Raw genomic sequence first — 15,324 nt, forward strand, 5'->3', positions numbered from 1 at the left:
GCCCGTTGCGCCGGGGCTATTTCCACATCGAGCGCATGCGCGCGCCGACGTCGATGCGGACCTGCCTTGCGCTTCGTTCGCCGGCGGCGGCGGAGACGAGCGGCCAGGTCGCCGTTTCGAAGAACTGCAGCAGCGTGGCGGGGATGAAGCGCGTCCGCGAGGCATAGACATGGCGGTCGCCCTGGGCGTGCTGGCCGCCGGTGAAGAACCGCTGCGGCGTGACCAGCGTCAGGCTGTCCTTCGCCCGCGTCATGCCGACATAGAGCAGGCGCCGCTCCTCCTCGATCTCGTGCGTGGTGCCGACGCCGAGATCGGAGGGGATGCAACCGTCGACGACGTTCAGCATGAACACCGCGCGCCATTCCTGGCCCTTGGCCGAATGGATCGTCGACAGGATGAGGTAGTCCTCGTCGAGCAGCGGCACGCCGGCCTGGTCGCTGGTCGCGTCGGGCGGATCGAGCGTCAGTTCGGTCAGGAAGCGTTCGCGGTTCGGGTAGCCTGCGGCGATCTGCTCGAGCTGCAGGAGGTCCGCCTTGCGCGTCTCGGCGTCCTCGTGGACGCGTTCCAGATGCGGTTCGTACCAGGCCCGGGCCATGGCGATGTCGGCGGGCCACGCGCCGCCCGAACGCCTGAGCCCGACCATGAGTTCGATGAAGGCTGCCCACGCTTCGCCGGTCTTGACCGGCGGCGGGATTTCCGCCAGGGCGACCAGCGGCTCCGGATCGGCTGCGATCGTGTCCAGCATCCTGCCTGCGGTCTGCGGGCCGATGCCCGGCAGCATCTGCAACAGCCGGAAACCGGCGACCCGGTCGAGCGGGTTCTGCGCGAACCGCAGGGTCGCCAGCACGTCCTTGACGTGGGCGGCATCGAGGAACTTCAGCCCGCCGAACTTCACGAAGGGGATGTTGCGGCGGGTGAGCTCCACTTCCAGCGGTCCGCTGTGGCTGGAGGTCCGAAACAGCACCGCCTGCTGCTTCAGCGTCATGCCGCCCTCGCGGTTGGCAAGGATCTGGTCGACGATGTAGTTCGCCTGGTCGTTCTCGTCCTTCACCGTCAGGAGCTTCGGGCGCTCGGCGCTTTCTCTTTCCGTCCAGAGGTTCTTGGTGAAGCGTTCGCGCGCCAGGTCGATCACGGCATTGGCGGCGGCCAGGATCGGCCGGGTCGAGCGGTAGTTGCGGTCGAGGGTGACGATGTCTGCCTCGGGCGTGAACTGCCGGGGGAAATCGAGAATATTGCGGACCGTGGCCGCCCGGAAGGAATAGATCGACTGCGCGTCGTCGCCGACCACCGTCAGGCCGCGGCCGCCGGGCTTCAGGGCCATCAGCACCGAGGACTGCAGCTTGTTGGTGTCCTGGTACTCGTCGACGAGGACATGGTCGAAGCGGTTGCCGATGTCTTCGGCGAGCTCCGGGTCGCCGACCATCTGCGCCCAGTAGAGAAGCAGGTCGTCGTAGTCGAGGACGTTCTGCGCCTGCTTGGCTTCGACGTAGCCCGCAAAGAGGTCCTTCAACTGCGCTTCCCAGCCGCTGACCCAGGGATAGACGTTGCGCAGCACCTCGGCGAGCGGCGTCTCCGAATTGACCGCCCGCGAGTAGATGGCAAGACAGGTGCCCTTGGTCGGAAACCGGCTCTCGGTCTTGGAGAAGCCGAGTTCGTGGCGGACCAGGTTCATCAGGTCGGCGGAATCCTCGCGGTCGTGGATGGTGAAGTCGACGTTCAGGCCGATCTGCTCGGCATAGATGCGCAGAAGCCGCGCGCCGATGCCGTGGAAGGTCCCGGACCAGGTGAGCGCGTCGGTCATGGCGGCGGCGTTGGCGCCGAGCACGGTGCGGCAGATGCGCTCGACGCGCCTCGCCATCTCAGAGGCGGCGCGGCGCGAGAACGTCATCAGCAGGATCCGGCGCGGATCGGCGCCGTTGACGATCAGATGCGCGACCCTGTGGGCGAGCGTGTTGGTCTTGCCCGAGCCGGCCCCGGCGATGATCAGCAGCGGCCCACCCGCGCCGCTGCCCGCCGGGCCGACCCCGTGCTCCACCGCCAGTCGCTGCCGGTCGTTGAGTTTTTCGAGATAGGCGGTGGCCGTCATGCCGGATTCCATCTTGCGCGCGATTCGAAGGCGACCATAGCAGCTTGCGAACATATCCGGAACTTTGCTCGGCGCGGCGGGCGCGGCCATGGCAGGGTCGGGTCCCGGAGAGGACTTTGCGGCGGGACGGTAGGGGAAATTCGTCGCTCGGCGGCGAAGCCCTGATCCGCAGGGGATTGCGGATAACGACAATGTGAGGGCAGGTGACCGACATTACAGAATTTTCATTTTTTTCCCGCGTTGCCTTCTGCAATGATGGCCGTATTGTGCAATGCAGCAAATTTATGAGGATTTTCATGAGGGTGTTGGCGGTGATCCTGGCCGTTGTCTTTGCCGGAGCGGCCGGGGCGGCGGCGGTCCAGTGGAAGTGGATCGATCTCGATGCCGTCTCGCAGGCCACCCTTTCGACCGCACGCGAACCGGCGCGCCAGCGCTCCGGACCGGCAAGCGTCCCCGTCGAGGTCGCCGATGCGGCGGAAACGTCTTCGACGGCCGACATCAGCGCCATCGGGACGCTGCAGTCCGACGAGTCGGTGCAGCTTGCGCCCGAGGTCGCCGGCAGGATCGCGGCGATCCGCTTCGACGAGGGCCAGCCGGTCAAGGCCGGCACGGTGCTGGTCAGCCTCGACAATGCGCTTGCCAAGGCGGAGGAAGAGGAGATCAGGGTGCGCCTCGATCTCGCCAACACCAATTATGAGCGCGCCCAGCGCATGTCGGCAAACGGCACCGGCACGACCCGGGACCTCGATTCGGCCATCGCCGAGCGCAACACCGCGACCGCCCTCCTCAACTCGCAGCGCGTGCAGCTTTCCAAGCACGATATCGTCGCCCCCTTCGACGGCGTCGTCGGCCTGCGCAGCGTCTCGACCGGAAGCTACGTCGGCATCGGCACGGCGCTGGTCAATCTGGAGAAGATCGACGTGCTGAAAGTCGACTTCAAGATTCCCGAGGCAAATCTGCAGAAGGTGAAGATCGGCCAGACGCTCGAGGTTTCCGTCGACGCCATTCCCGGCAGGACGTTTCCCGGTACCGTCTATGCGATCGACCCGATGATGGACGTCAACGGCCGCGCCATCAGCATCCGCGCCCGGCTGCCGAATGCGGATCTGGCGCTGCGGCCCGGCCTGTTCGCGCGCATCACCGTCAGGGGCCTGGAGGAGCGCAAGGTCGTCACGGTTCCGGAGGCCGCCATCGTGGCGCGCGGCCAGGACCGCTTCGTGTGGACCGTCGTGGACGGCAAGGCGCAGGAAAGCCGCGTCACGGTCGGCGCCCGCAGGATCGGCGTGGCGGAGGTGGAGGGCCTGACGGCGGGCACCGTCGTGGTGACGGCAGGCCACACCAGGCTGCGCAACGGCGCAAGCGTCGAGATCGTCGGCAACGAGACCGCCCAGGTCGAAGGCTAGGAGACGCCGGATGGGATTTTCCGAACTCTGCATCCGCCGGCCGGTCTTCGCCACGGTGCTCAGCCTGCTGATGCTTCTGATCGGCGTCGTCTCCTATGAGCGCCTGACGGTCCGCGAATATCCGAACATCGACGAGCCGGTCGTCTCCGTCGTCACCTCCTATCCCGGCGCGTCCGCGAGCATCATCGAAAGCCAGGTGACGCAGGTGCTCGAAGGCTCGATCGCCGGGATTGCCGGCATCGACGTGCTGGAATCGACGAGCCGGGCCGAATCGAGCCGCATCACCGTGCGCTTCCGCCTGGAGGTCGATCCGGACGTGGCGGCGAGCGACGTGCGCGATCGGGTGAGCCGCGTCCGCCGGCAACTGCCGGACGAGATCACCGAACCCGTCATCTCCAAGGTCGAGGCCGATGCCCAGCCGGTGATGTTCGTCGTCTTCCGCAGCGACCGGCTGAGCCCGCTGGACCTGACGGACTATGTCGACCGCAATATCGTCGACCGCTTCAAGAACGTGAACGGCGTCGCCGACGTGCAGATCTACGGCGAGCGGCGCTATGCGATGCGGATCTGGGTCGACCGGGAGCGCCTCGCCTCTCTCGGGCTGACCGTGCAGGATATCGAGGGGGCGCTCGAGGCGCAGAACGTCGAAATCCCGGCCGGCCGGCTGGAGAGCAGCGACCGCGAGTTCACCGTGCTGTCCAAGACGGCGCTGAGCAATGTCGAGCAGTTCGAGAAGATCATCGTCAAGCGCGGCGACGGCGTGCTGGTGCGGCTCGGCGAGGTGGCGCGCGTCGAGCTCGGCGCCGCCGACGAGCGGCGCTCCGGCCGTTTCAACGGCGACAGCGCCATCGTGGTCGGCGTCATCAAGCAGGCCGTGGCGAACCCGCTCGACGTGTCGGCCGGCGTGCAGTCCATCCTGCCGGACATCAACGCGAACCTTCCCGAGGGCATGACGGGCGCCATCGGCAACGACAATTCCGTGTTCATCGAGGAGGCGATCGACGCCGTCTACCACACGATCGTCGAGGCGATCGTGCTGGTGCTGGTCGTGATCGTGCTGTTCCTCCGCTCCGCCCGCGCCTCGATCATTCCGATCGTCACGATCCCGATCTCGCTGGTTGCGACCTGCGCCATCATGTACGCGCTCGGCTTCAGCGTGAACACGCTGACGCTGCTGGCCATGGTGCTGGCGATCGGCCTGGTGGTGGACGATGCCATCGTCGTTCTGGAGAACATCTTCCGCCACATCGAAAACGGGATGAAGCCGGTGCCGGCGGCGATCAAGGGAACGCGCGAGATCGGCTTTGCCGTCATCGCCATGACGCTGACGCTGGCTGCCGTCTATGCGCCGGTCGCCTTTGCCGCCGGCCGGACGGGGCGGCTGTTCCTGGAGTTCTCGCTGACGCTGGCCGGCGCGGTGCTGGTGTCGGGCTTCGTCGCCCTGACGCTGACGCCGATGATGTGCTCGAAACTCCTGAGGCATCAGGAGAAGCCGGGGCGGATCTCGGCCTTCATCGAACGCGGGCTGACGGGGCTCGAGAGCGGCTATCGAAGGCTGCTGTCCGCCTCGCTGCGGATAAGGCCCGTGGTGGCGATGCTGGCGGCCGTCGTCGCCTTCGGCAGCGTCTATTTCTACCTGCAGCTTCCCCAGGAGCTGGCGCCGGTCGAGGACCGCGGCGTGATCCGGGTCATGGGCACGGCGCCGGAAGGCTCCACGCTCGCCTATACCGAGCGCTATGCGCGGCAGGTGGAGGACCTGTTGAAGCCGGTCGCCGAGGTCGGCAGCATCCAGACCATTACGGGCTTTCCGGAGGTCAACCGCTTCCTGACCATGGGGCGGCTGAAGCCCTGGGACACGCGCGGCCGCTCGCAGCAGGACCTGGTCGCCGAACTTCTGCCCAAGCTCCGCCGCATCGCCGGCGTCAACGCCTTCGCCAGCAATCCGCCCTCGCTCGGCACCTCCAACAATGCCCGCCCGATCGAGTTCGTGCTGCAGAGCTCCAGCAGCTATGAGGAACTCGACGGGCAGACCAAGGCCTTCCTCGATCGGCTGTCCGACTATCCCGGCCTCACCAATGTCGACACCGACCTGAAGCTGAACAAGCCGGAGATGACGATCGAGATCGACCGCGACAAGGCCTCCGACCTCGGCATCGACGTGGCCGATATCGGACGGACGCTGGAGACGATGCTCGGCAGCCGCCAGGTGACCCGCTTCGAGATCGACGGCGAGCAGTATGACGTCTACGTGCAGCTCGCGGCCGCCGATCGCGCCTCGCCCGCCGCGCTGTCGACGATCTTCGTCCGGTCCGCCAGCGGCGAGATGGTGCAGCTGTCCAACCTGGTGAAGGTGACGGAAACGGTCGCGCCGCAGGAACTGAAGCGCTTCAACCAGATGCGGTCGGTCACCGTCTCGGCGAACCTGGCGCCGGGATATTCCACCGGCGAGGTGCTGGCCTACATGAACGGGCTTGCGCGCGAGGTCCTGCCGGAGAACGTGCAGACGGACGTCTCCGGCCCCAGCCGCGAATTCCTGGCCTCGGGGCAGAGCCTGGCCGTGGTCTTCGTCCTCGCCCTCGGCTTCATCTACCTCGTTCTCGCCGCGCAGTTCGAGAGTTTCCGCGACCCGCTGATCATCATGATCTCGGTCCCGCTCTCGGTGACGGGGGCGCTGGCCGCCCTCCATTTCGCGGGCGGCTCGCTGAACGTCTATTCGCAGATCGGCCTCGTCACGCTCGTCGGCCTGATCACCAAGCACGGCATCCTGATCGTCGAGTTCGCCAACCAGCAGCAGGAGGCGGGCCAAGACCGGCTCGCCGCCGTCATCGATTCCGCCGCCCTGCGGCTCCGGCCGATCCTGATGACCACCGGCGCCATGGTGCTGGGCGCGGTGCCGTTGGCGCTCGCGACGGGCGCCGGCGCCGAAAGCCGCCAGCAGATCGGCTGGGTCATCGTCGGCGGCATGTCGTTCGGGACGCTGCTCACGCTGTTCGTGGTGCCGATGGTCTATTCCGTGTTCGGACGCACGATCGAGGCCGAGGAGGCACCGAAAAACGTCGAATACCTGCCTGCGGCCGCCGCCGAGTAGCGTCAGGGACGGCGGAGCGCCTCACCCGCGCGGGGTGTTCAGCGCCTTCATCCAGCCGAGACCGTCCAGCGTCGCACCGCGCGGACGATACTCGCAGCCGACGTAGCCGGCATAGCCCAGCGCATCGATCTCGGCGAAGATCATGGCGTCGTTCAACTCGCCGGTGCCGGGCTCGTTGCGCAGGGGCACGGAGGCCGTCTGGATGTGGCCGACATGCGGCATCATCGCGCGCAGCGCCATGATCACGTCGCCATGCAGGATCTGGCGGTGGTAGATGTCGAACTGCAGCCGGACATGCGGCAGGCCGAGCTCCCTGACGAAGTCCAGGGCGCGGTCGAAGTCGTTGAGGAAGTAGCCGGGCATGTCGCGCCGGTTGATCGGCTCGATGACGAGGCCGATGCCGGCCTGCCCGGTCCGTTCGGCGGCATAGCGAAGCGAATCGCGATAGCAGCGGATCGCCTCCGGATCATCGGCGTCGGCCAGGCCCGCCATCATGTGCAGGAGCGGCGTGCCGATGACCCCGGCATAGCGAATGGCCGTGTCGACCGCGGCGCGGAACTCGTGCTTGCGATCGGGGAGGGCGGCCAGACCGCGGTCGCCCTTCGCCCAGTCGCCCGGCGGCATGTTGAACAGCGCCTGCGCGAGCCCGGCCGAGGCGAGCCGCCCGGCCACGGTCTCGGCCGGATGGTCGTAGGGGAAGAGATATTCGACGGCCTCGAAGCCGGCATCGGCGGCCGCCTGGAAGCGATCCAGGAAGGCGTGCTCGTTGAACATCATGGAAAGATTGGCGGCGAAGCGGGGCATGTCAGGCGTCCTGCTCCATGCCCGGCAGATCGACGCCGGCGATCCTGGCGAGAAGCCGGGCGACGGAGCTGTCGTCGTCGCGCCCCATGCCGGCGGCCTCCGTCATGATGAAGAGCTGCAGGGCTGCGCTTGCGATCGGCAACGGGAACTTCTGCCGCCGGCCGATGTCGGAGACGATGCCAAGGTCCTTGGTGAAGATCGACACCGCGCTGTGGGGCGTGTAGTCGCCCGACAGCACGTGCGGGATGCGGTTTTCGAACATCCAGCTGTTGCCGGCCGACTTGGTGATCACCTCGAAGACGCGGGAGATGTCGAGATCGAGGCTGCGGGCGAAGGTGATCGCCTCGCAGGCGGCGGCGATATGGACGCCGGCGAGCAACTGGTTGACGATCTTGAAGGAGGAGCCGACGCCGGGCTGGTCGCCGAGTTCGTAGACGGTGGCGGCCATGGCGTCGAGCGCCGGCCGGGCGGCGGCGAAGGCATCGGGCGAACCGGAGGCCATGAAGGTCAGCTCGCCGCTGCTGGCCCTGACCGAGCCGCCGCTGATCGGGCCGTCGACATAGTGGATGCCGCGCTCGCCCGCGCGCTTTGCGAAGTCCTTCGCCTCGGTCGGGGCCATGGTGGCGCAGGATATGATCGCCGCTCCCGGCGCCAGCGCGTCGACGGCGCCGCCTTCGCCGAACAGGACGGTTTCGGTCTGGGCGGCGTTGACCACCACGACCACGACGATCTCGGCCGCGGCGGCGGCATCGGCGGGACTGGTGCAGGCGCTGCCGCCCGCCTCCACGAGGGCGGCGAGTGCGGTGGGACTGACGTCAAAACCGCGCACGTCGTGTCCCTCGCGCAGGAGGGAACGGGCCATTCCGAGGCCCATCGAGCCCAGGCCGATCACGGCGACGGTGGCACGGCGACTGGACATGGATTTTCCCTCCCACAAATAAATCTCAGCGCTAACACTTTTACAAACCATATCCTCTAGCCAGGTTCAAGAGTTTATGTTAGCGCTGAGATAGTTTTGGGGAGGATGGTCCGACGATGCAACGGGAAGCGCCCACTCTGGCGCATGTGGCGCGGCTTGCGGAGGTGAGCGAGAACACGGTCTCGCGCGTCATCCGCAACAAGGGGCCGATCGCCGAGGAAACGCGCAAGCGGGTGATCGAGGCGATCGAAAGCCTCGGCTATGTGCCCAACCGCGCGGCCGGCTCGCTCGCCTCGTCCTCCTCCCTCATCATCGGCGTCCTCCTGCCGTCGCTGTCGAACATCGTCTTCCCCGAAGTGCTGCGCGGCATCCATGCGGCGCTTGCCGATACGCCCTACGAGGCGATGATCGGGGTGACGGACTACGATCTTTTGCAGGAGCAGAAGCTCTTGGCCTCGCTGCTCGCCTGGCAGCCCGCGGCCATCGTCACCACCGGCTTCGACCACACCGATGCGAGCCGGCGGATGCTGCTGCAGAGCGGCATCCGGGTCGCCGAGCTGATGGACATCGACGACCGTCCGATCGACATCGCCGTCGGCCTTTCCCACCGGGGAGCGGGCAGGGCGAGCGCGCGCCATCTTGCGGCGCGCGGCTACCGGCGGATCGGCTATGTCGGCCATGACTGGGCCGCCGACCGGCGCGCCCGGTTCCGCTACGAAGGCCTTCGCGAAGGGTTGCGGGAGGCCGGCCTGGCGCTGGCCGGCGAGTTCCGGTTCGAGGGCGGGAGCTCGACGATGGCGGGGCGCGAGGCCCTGGCGCAACTGCTCCGGGACGGCGGGGACGTCGATGCCGTCGTCTTTTCCAATGACGACATGGCGGTCGGCGGCTTCATGCACTGCCTGGGCGCCGGAATAGCCATCCCCGAGAAGCTGGCCCTCTTCGGCTTCAACGGCCTCGACATCGGACAGGCGTTGCCGCGGCCGCTGTCGACGATCCGTTCCAACCGGTTCCTGATCGGACGGACGGCTGCCGAGACGCTGCTGGCGGCGCGGGAACGCCCGCCGGAGCCGCAGATCATCGATACCGGCTTCGAGATCGTCGAGGGTGCCACGGCATGAGCAGGATTGCAGGAGGGATACCATGCTTCTGGGAGCGATAGCCGACGACCTGACCGGTGCGACCGATCTCGCCCTGACGCTTGCGCGCGAGGGGATGCGGACGGTGCAGACGGTCGGCGTGCCGCCCGTGGATTTCGACTTCGCAGGCATCGATGCCGTGGTCGTCGCGCTGAAGTCCCGCACCATCCCGGCGGCCGACGCCGTGGCGCTGTCGCGCGAGGCGCTTGTGTGCCTCGCCGGCGCCGGCGCCCGCCAGATCATCTTCAAGTACTGCTCGACCTTCGATTCGACGCCTGCCGGCAATATCGGGCCGGTGACGGAGGCGCTGATGGACGATCTCGGCGCGGACCTGGCGATCGTCTGCCCGGCGTTCCCGACGAACGGGCGTACGGTCTATCGCGGGCATCTGTTCGTCGGCGACCAGCTTCTGTCGGAAAGCCCGATGAAGGATCATCCGCTGACGCCCATGACCGATTCCAGCCTCGTCCGGCTGATGCAGGCGCAGACACGCTCGTCGGTCGGGCTGGTCACGCGCGAGGTGGTGGCCAAGGGGCCGGCGGCCGTGCGGGACTCCTTTGCGAAGGCGCGGTCGGGCGGCCAGCGCGTCGTCGTGGTCGATGCGATCACGGACGACGACCTGCGGGTGATCGGCGAGGCCGCCGCGGACTTGAAGCTCGTCACCGGCGGATCGGGCATCGCGATCGGGCTGCCGGAGAATTTCCGGCGTGCCGGATTGCTCGGTGAGAACACCGGAGCCCGCCGTTTCGAGGCGCCGACCGGCCGCGCGGTCATGCTTGCAGGCTCCTGCTCGGCGGCGACGCGCGGCCAGATCGAGGCTGCGATCGCCGCGGGAACGCCCTCGTTCAGGATCGATCCGCTCGCGATCGCCGAGGGCAGCGTCTCGCCGCGGGCGGTCGTCGACTGGGTGGCGGCTTCTGCCGACACGGTGCCGCTCGTCTATTCCAGCGCCGACCCCGAGGCCGTCCGAGCGGCACAGGCGCGGCTCGGCCGCGAGCGGGCCGGCGAACTGGTCGAACATTTCCTGGCCGACGTCGCCGCAGCATTGCGCGAGCGCGGCTACTCCCGCTTCCTCGTCGCCGGCGGCGAGACATCCGGCGCCGTCGTCGGCGCGCTCGGCGTGTCCGCGCTGCTGATCGGCCCGGAGATCGATCCGGGCGTGCCCTGGACGCACAGCCTCGGCGACGACCGGCCGGTGGCGCTGGCGCTGAAGTCGGGGAACTTCGGCGGCGTCGATTTCTTCTCCAAGGCCTGGAGGGTGCTGGCATGACGGCGATCCTGTCGGAAGAGACGCGCATGCGCGACGAGATCACAGCCGTCGGCAAGTCGCTGTTCGACCGGCTGTTCACCTTCGGCTCGACCGGCAACATCAGCGCGCGGCTGTCGAACGGCGAGCTGTTGATGACGCCGACGAATGCCTCGCTCGGCGCGCTCGATCCCGGGCGGCTGTCGAAATTCTCCGCCGAGGGCGTTCACCTGTCCGGCGACAAGCCCACCAAGGAGGCGTTCCTGCACCAGTGCATGTATTGCGAGCGGCAGGATGCCGGCGCCGTCGTGCACCTGCATTCCACGCACGCGGTGGCCGTCAGCCTCATCGAGGGACTGGACGAGGCCGACCTGCTGCCGCCGCTGACGGCCTACTACGTCATGCGCGTCGGCCGGCTGCCGCTCGTGCCCTACTATCCTCCGGGGGATGCCGCGCTCGCCGGGGCGGTGGCGGAGAAGGCGCGCACCAGCCATGCGGTGTTGCTTGCCAATCATGGACCGGTGGTGGCCGGGGCGACCTTGCGCGAGGCGCAATATGCCACCGAGGAACTGGAGGAGACCGCAAAGCTGTTCCTGATGCTGCGGGGCGAGCGCATCCGGCCGTTGACCGCCCGGCAGCGCGACGAGCTGGCACGGAAATGAGGCGGGCGATGCTCTCGAACGTGTCGTCTCGAATGCGCAGCGGACCCGTGCGCGGCGCCGGCCTTTGCGGTGCACAATCCGGGCGGCGTTTTTTGGTGCGCCGCCGCGACGAACTTGGATTGACTAGTCATACTTTTGCTCGTTCAATCGCAACTGATCTGGTGGACCAACCAGTAGCCAGTTGGCAGCGAGTACGGTGCATGGGCGAGCGACCAATCCTCACGCAGATGCCGAAAGTCGGGCACAGCCTCGACCGCCGCACCGCGCGTGACGTGATCGCGGAAAAGCTGATGGTGCTGATTGCGACCAACATGCTGCGTCCCGGCGACGAGCTTCCCGGTGAAAGGGAGCTGGCGCAGGTGCTGCATGTCAGCCGGGAGACGGTGCGGGGCGCGGTGCAGTCGCTCGCCGCGCGGGGGATCGTCGAGGTCTCGCACGGCAGCAGGACGAGGGTCGCCAATGTCGATCTCAGCGATCTCACCGTGACGATCGCCACGCCCAACGCCATCGACAGCTACGACCTGGATTCGGTGCATGCGGCGCGGCTGCACATCGAACTGAAGGTCGTCGGCGACGCGGCGGAGCGCGTGGATGCCGAGACCCTGGAGAAGCTCGACAGCCTGCTGGAAGCCCAGAAGCTGGGGGGTGACGACCCGATGCGCTTTCTGATCTGCGACCGGGAATTCCACCTGGCGATCTATCGCGCCTGCGGGAACGCGCTGCTCTCGGACTTCGTCACCGATCTCTATACCTACATGATGAACCACCGGCGTGTCGCCATGTCGCGCCCCGGCGCGATCGACGCTAGCTACCAGGACCATGCCGAGATCGTCGCCGCGCTGAAGCGGCGCGATCGCGACGCCGTCATCGCGGCCTTCCGGCATCACCTGACGCGCATTTACGAGACGACACGGGAATTGCTGGCCAAGGTCCAGCAAGGCCCGGAGGAGACGGGAGTGGAAACGGCACGCTGATCCGGCCATTCCGGACGGCACAACTGGGAGGGTTGGCCGCATATGCATGTAATGGTGATTGGTGCGGCAGGCATGGTCGGCCGCAAACTGGTAGAGGCGATGGCGGCCTATCCGGCGGCGGTCGGGGCGGAGGTGGACCGGCTGACGCTGGTCGACGTCATCGAGCCCGCGGTCCCCGCGGCGTTCTCCGGCGTCGGCACGGCGATTGCCGCCGACCTTTCGGAGCCGGGCGAGGCGACGCGGCTGGCCGCCATGCGCCCCGACCTGATCTTCCATCTTGCCGCCATCGTCTCCGGCGAGGCGGAAGCCGATTTCGACAAGGGCTACCGGGTCAATCTCGACGGCACGCGGGCGCTGTTCGAGGCGATCAGGCACGAGGGCCTGCGCGCGCCCTATAGCCCGCGGATGATCTTCGCCTCGTCGATCGCCGTCTTCGGCGAGCCGTTCCCGGAGAAGATCGGCGACGAGTTCTTCACCACGCCGCTGACGAGCTACGGCACGCAGAAGGCGATCTGCGAGCTCCTGCTCGCGGACTATTCGCGCCGCGGCATCTTCGACGGCGTCGGCATCCGACTGCCGACCATCTGCATCCGCCCTGGCACGCCGAACAAGGCGGCGTCCGGCTTCTTCTCCAACATCCTGCGCGAACCCTTGTCCGGCAAGGAGGCCGTGCTTCCGGTCGACGAGAGCGTGCGCCACTGGTTTGCAAGTCCGCGGTCGGCGGTCGGCTTTTTCCTGCATGCGGCGCGGATGGATACGTCCGCGATCGGCCCCCGCCGCAACCTGACGATGCCGGGGCTCTCCGCTCTGGTCGGCGAGGAGATCGAGGCGCTGAGGCGGGTCGCCGGAGAGAAGGCGGTCAAGCTGATCCGCCGCGAGCCCGACCCGGTCATCCGCCGGATCGTCTCCGGCTGGGCGACCGACTTCGACGCAAGGCGCGCCCGCGCACTCGGGTTTACGGCGGAGACGACCTTCGACGAGATCATCAGGATCCATATCGAAGACGAACTGGGAGGAAAGATCTGATGGCGCGCAGGGATGAGACGGGCAAGGGCCGAATCGCGCTCGTCACCGGCGGCGGCACCGGGGTCGGGCGCGGCATGGCCGAAGCGCTCGCCGCCGAGGGCTATGTCGTCGTCATCACCGGCCGTCGCGCGGACGTGCTGGAGGCGGCGGCTGCGGACATCGCCAGGCAGACCGGTGCGACGGTGCGGGCGGTTCCCTGCGACATCGGCGATCCCGCCCAGGTCGCAAGCCTGTTCGAGACGGTGCGCGGCGCGTTCGGCCGGCTCGACCTTCTCGTCAACAATGCCGGCTCCAACGCGCCGGCGATCCCGATGGAGGAGCTGACGTTCGAGCAGTGGAACAACGTCGTGTCCGCCAACCTGACCGGCGCCTTCCTTTGCACGCAGCAGGCGCTGAAACTGATGAAGACGCAGGTGCCGCGTGGCGGGCGGATCATCAACAACGGCTCGATTTCGGCCACCACGCCGCGGCCGCACTCCGCGCCCTATACCGCGACCAAGCACGCGATCACCGGGCTGACGAAATCCACCGCGCTCGACGGACGGCCGTTCGACATCGCCTGCGGCCAGATCGACATCGGCAATGCCGCGACGAACATGACGGCGCGGATGAGTTCGGGCGTGCTCCAGGCGAACGGCGAGGTCGCGACGGAGCCGACGATCGCCGTCGAGCACATCGCCGACGCCGTCGTCTACATGGCGAGCCTGCCGCTGGAGGCGAACGTGCTGACCATGACGGTGATGGCGACGAAGATGCCGCTGGTCGGCCGCGGCTAGCGGCCACCGGCAAAGACGCGTCCCGGCGCGGCGACAGGCGGCCCGAGGCGGGCCGCCGCCGTGGCCGGGGAAGAGGAACAACGTTCTGGGAGGAACGCAGATGGCAGGTGTCGACTTCGTCGATGTGAAAAAATCGTTTGGTGCCTTTCCGGTCATCAAGGGCGTCGACATACAGATCGAGGACGGCGAGTTCGTCATCCTGGTCGGTCCTTCCGGTTGCGGGAAGTCGACGCTCCTGCGGATGCTCGCGGGGCTGGAGAACATCACCGCCGGCGAGATCCGCATCGGCGGGCGCACCGTCAACGCGCTGCCGCCGAAGGATCGCGACATCGCCATGGTGTTCCAGAACTATGCGCTCTACCCGCATATGACGGTCGCCGACAACATGGCGTTCTCGCTGATGCTGAACGGCTCGGCGAAGGCCGAGATCGACAAGCGCGTCAATGCGGCGGCCGAGATCCTGGGCCTGACCAAGCTGCTCGACCGCTTTCCGCGCCAGCTCTCGGGCGGGCAGCGCCAGCGCGTCGCGATGGGGCGGGCGATCGTGCGCGATCCGCAGGTGTTCCTCTTCGACGAACCGCTGTCGAACCTCGACGCCAAGCTGCGCGTGGCCATGCGGGCCGAGATCAAGGAGCTGCACCAGCGGCTGAAGACGACGACCGTCTACGTCACCCACGACCAGATCGAGGCCATGACCATGGCCGACAAGATCGTCGTCATGCACGACGGCGTCGTCGAGCAGATCGGCGCGCCGCTTGAGCTCTATGACCGTCCGGCGAACCTCTTCGTCGCAGGCTTCATCGGGTCGCCGGCGATGAACATGATCAAGGGTCGCCTCGACGCGAGCGATCCGACCCGCTTCGTCGCAACCGACGGCACCGCCCTGCCGGTCAGCCGGCCGCCCGCGGCGGCGAAGGGCCGCGACCTCATCTACGGCCTGCGCCCCGAATACATGGCGCTAGCCGGCGAGGGGCTGCCGGCCGAGGTCGTGGTGATCGAGCCGACCGGCTACGAGACGCAGATGATCGTGCGCCTCGGCGGCACCGAGGTGACCTGCGTGTTCCGCGAGCGCGTCGACGTCCGCCCCGGCGAGACCATTCACCTGAAGATCGATGCCGAGCACGTGCATCTCTTCGATGTCGAGAGCGGCCGCCGGCTGTTCGATTGAATACTGTCGCGGACGGCGTGGGCGAGGGAGAGGAGC

Annotated in this window: 12 protein-coding genes; 9 read left to right on the top strand and 3 right to left on the bottom strand. The window is 67.5% G+C overall.

What is annotated here, in order from left to right:
* Positions 1-16 precede the first annotated feature (16 nt).
* Positions 17-2,086: an ATP-dependent helicase gene (locus tag P0086_RS24230; protein ID WP_112614879.1), complete on the bottom strand. Its 2,070-nt coding sequence runs from the start codon at positions 2,084-2,086 to the stop codon at positions 17-19.
* Positions 2,087-2,382: 296 nt separating this feature from the next.
* On the opposite strand from P0086_RS24230, the gene P0086_RS24235 reads away from it, so the two are divergent.
* Together P0086_RS24235 and P0086_RS24240 are read left to right on the top strand one after the other, a co-directional pair.
* Positions 2,383-3,489, top strand: a complete 1,107-nt coding sequence (locus P0086_RS24235; protein WP_112609756.1) for an efflux RND transporter periplasmic adaptor subunit — start codon at positions 2,383-2,385, stop codon at positions 3,487-3,489.
* A gap of 10 nt (positions 3,490-3,499) precedes the next feature.
* On the top strand, positions 3,500-6,577 hold the full coding sequence (locus P0086_RS24240; protein ID WP_275790659.1) for an efflux RND transporter permease subunit: 3,078 nt from the start codon (positions 3,500-3,502) through the stop codon (positions 6,575-6,577).
* A 21-nt stretch (positions 6,578-6,598) separates the two neighbouring features.
* Here P0086_RS24240 and otnI read toward each other — a convergent pair whose 3' ends face one another.
* Complete coding sequence (gene otnI, locus P0086_RS24245; protein WP_275790660.1) at positions 6,599-7,381, bottom strand: 2-oxo-tetronate isomerase; 783 nt, start codon at positions 7,379-7,381, stop codon at positions 6,599-6,601.
* 1 nt (position 7,382) lies between these two features.
* A complete protein-coding gene (ltnD, locus tag P0086_RS24250; protein ID WP_275790661.1) occupies positions 7,383-8,300 on the bottom strand; it encodes an L-threonate dehydrogenase in 918 nt (305 codons plus the stop codon).
* A 116-nt stretch (positions 8,301-8,416) separates the two neighbouring features.
* On the opposite strand from ltnD, the gene P0086_RS24255 reads away from it, so the two are divergent.
* From P0086_RS24255 to ugpC, 7 genes are all read left to right on the top strand, one after another.
* Positions 8,417-9,418, top strand: a complete 1,002-nt coding sequence (locus P0086_RS24255) for a LacI family DNA-binding transcriptional regulator (RefSeq protein ID WP_275790662.1) — start codon at positions 8,417-8,419, stop codon at positions 9,416-9,418.
* A 22-nt stretch (positions 9,419-9,440) separates the two neighbouring features.
* A complete protein-coding gene (gene otnK / locus P0086_RS24260) occupies positions 9,441-10,706 on the top strand; it encodes a 3-oxo-tetronate kinase (RefSeq protein WP_275790663.1) in 1,266 nt (421 codons plus the stop codon).
* The gene (gene otnC / locus P0086_RS24265; RefSeq protein WP_275790664.1) at positions 10,703-11,344 is read left to right on the top strand and encodes a 3-oxo-tetronate 4-phosphate decarboxylase; all 642 of its coding nucleotides are present in this window, start codon (positions 10,703-10,705) and stop codon (positions 11,342-11,344) included. The genes otnK and otnC overlap by 4 nt, the downstream gene beginning before the upstream one ends.
* A gap of 200 nt (positions 11,345-11,544) precedes the next feature.
* Positions 11,545-12,318: a FadR/GntR family transcriptional regulator gene (locus P0086_RS24270; protein WP_112609742.1), complete on the top strand. Its 774-nt coding sequence runs from the start codon at positions 11,545-11,547 to the stop codon at positions 12,316-12,318.
* A gap of 42 nt (positions 12,319-12,360) precedes the next feature.
* Complete coding sequence (gene denD / locus P0086_RS24275) at positions 12,361-13,344, top strand: D-erythronate dehydrogenase (RefSeq protein WP_275790665.1); 984 nt, start codon at positions 12,361-12,363, stop codon at positions 13,342-13,344.
* Positions 13,344-14,120 carry an SDR family oxidoreductase gene (locus P0086_RS24280; RefSeq protein ID WP_112609738.1) on the top strand — a complete coding sequence of 259 codons (777 nt, stop codon included), beginning with the start codon at positions 13,344-13,346 and terminating at the stop codon, positions 14,118-14,120. The genes denD and P0086_RS24280 overlap by 1 nt, the downstream gene beginning before the upstream one ends.
* Positions 14,121-14,220: 100 nt before the next feature.
* Positions 14,221-15,288, top strand: coding sequence for a sn-glycerol-3-phosphate ABC transporter ATP-binding protein UgpC (gene ugpC, locus P0086_RS24285; RefSeq protein WP_112599834.1), 1,068 nt, complete (start codon positions 14,221-14,223; stop codon positions 15,286-15,288).
* Positions 15,289-15,324 lie beyond the last annotated feature (36 nt).

Source organism: Mycoplana sp. MJR14 (assembly GCF_029210525.1).
In the GTDB taxonomy this organism is placed as follows: Bacteria; Pseudomonadota; Alphaproteobacteria; order Rhizobiales; family Rhizobiaceae; genus Mycoplana.

What these genes read in the sequence shown, in the direction of transcription:
- P0086_RS24230 (WP_112614879.1), bottom strand. Translation starts at nt 2,086, where the DNA reads ATGACGGCCACCGCCTATCTCGAAAAACTCAACGACCGGCAGCGACTG.
- P0086_RS24235 (WP_112609756.1), top strand. Translation starts at nt 2,383, where the DNA reads ATGAGGGTGTTGGCGGTGATCCTGGCCGTTGTCTTTGCCGGAGCGGCC.
- P0086_RS24240 (WP_275790659.1), top strand. Translation starts at nt 3,500, where the DNA reads ATGGGATTTTCCGAACTCTGCATCCGCCGGCCGGTCTTCGCCACGGTG.
- otnI (WP_275790660.1), bottom strand. Translation starts at nt 7,381, where the DNA reads ATGCCCCGCTTCGCCGCCAATCTTTCCATGATGTTCAACGAGCACGCC.
- ltnD (WP_275790661.1), bottom strand. Translation starts at nt 8,300, where the DNA reads ATGTCCAGTCGCCGTGCCACCGTCGCCGTGATCGGCCTGGGCTCGATG.
- P0086_RS24255 (WP_275790662.1), top strand. Translation starts at nt 8,417, where the DNA reads ATGCAACGGGAAGCGCCCACTCTGGCGCATGTGGCGCGGCTTGCGGAG.
- otnK (WP_275790663.1), top strand. Translation starts at nt 9,441, where the DNA reads ATGCTTCTGGGAGCGATAGCCGACGACCTGACCGGTGCGACCGATCTC.
- otnC (WP_275790664.1), top strand. Translation starts at nt 10,703, where the DNA reads ATGACGGCGATCCTGTCGGAAGAGACGCGCATGCGCGACGAGATCACA.
- P0086_RS24270 (WP_112609742.1), top strand. Translation starts at nt 11,545, where the DNA reads ATGGGCGAGCGACCAATCCTCACGCAGATGCCGAAAGTCGGGCACAGC.
- denD (WP_275790665.1), top strand. Translation starts at nt 12,361, where the DNA reads ATGCATGTAATGGTGATTGGTGCGGCAGGCATGGTCGGCCGCAAACTG.
- P0086_RS24280 (WP_112609738.1), top strand. Translation starts at nt 13,344, where the DNA reads ATGGCGCGCAGGGATGAGACGGGCAAGGGCCGAATCGCGCTCGTCACC.
- ugpC (WP_112599834.1), top strand. Translation starts at nt 14,221, where the DNA reads ATGGCAGGTGTCGACTTCGTCGATGTGAAAAAATCGTTTGGTGCCTTT.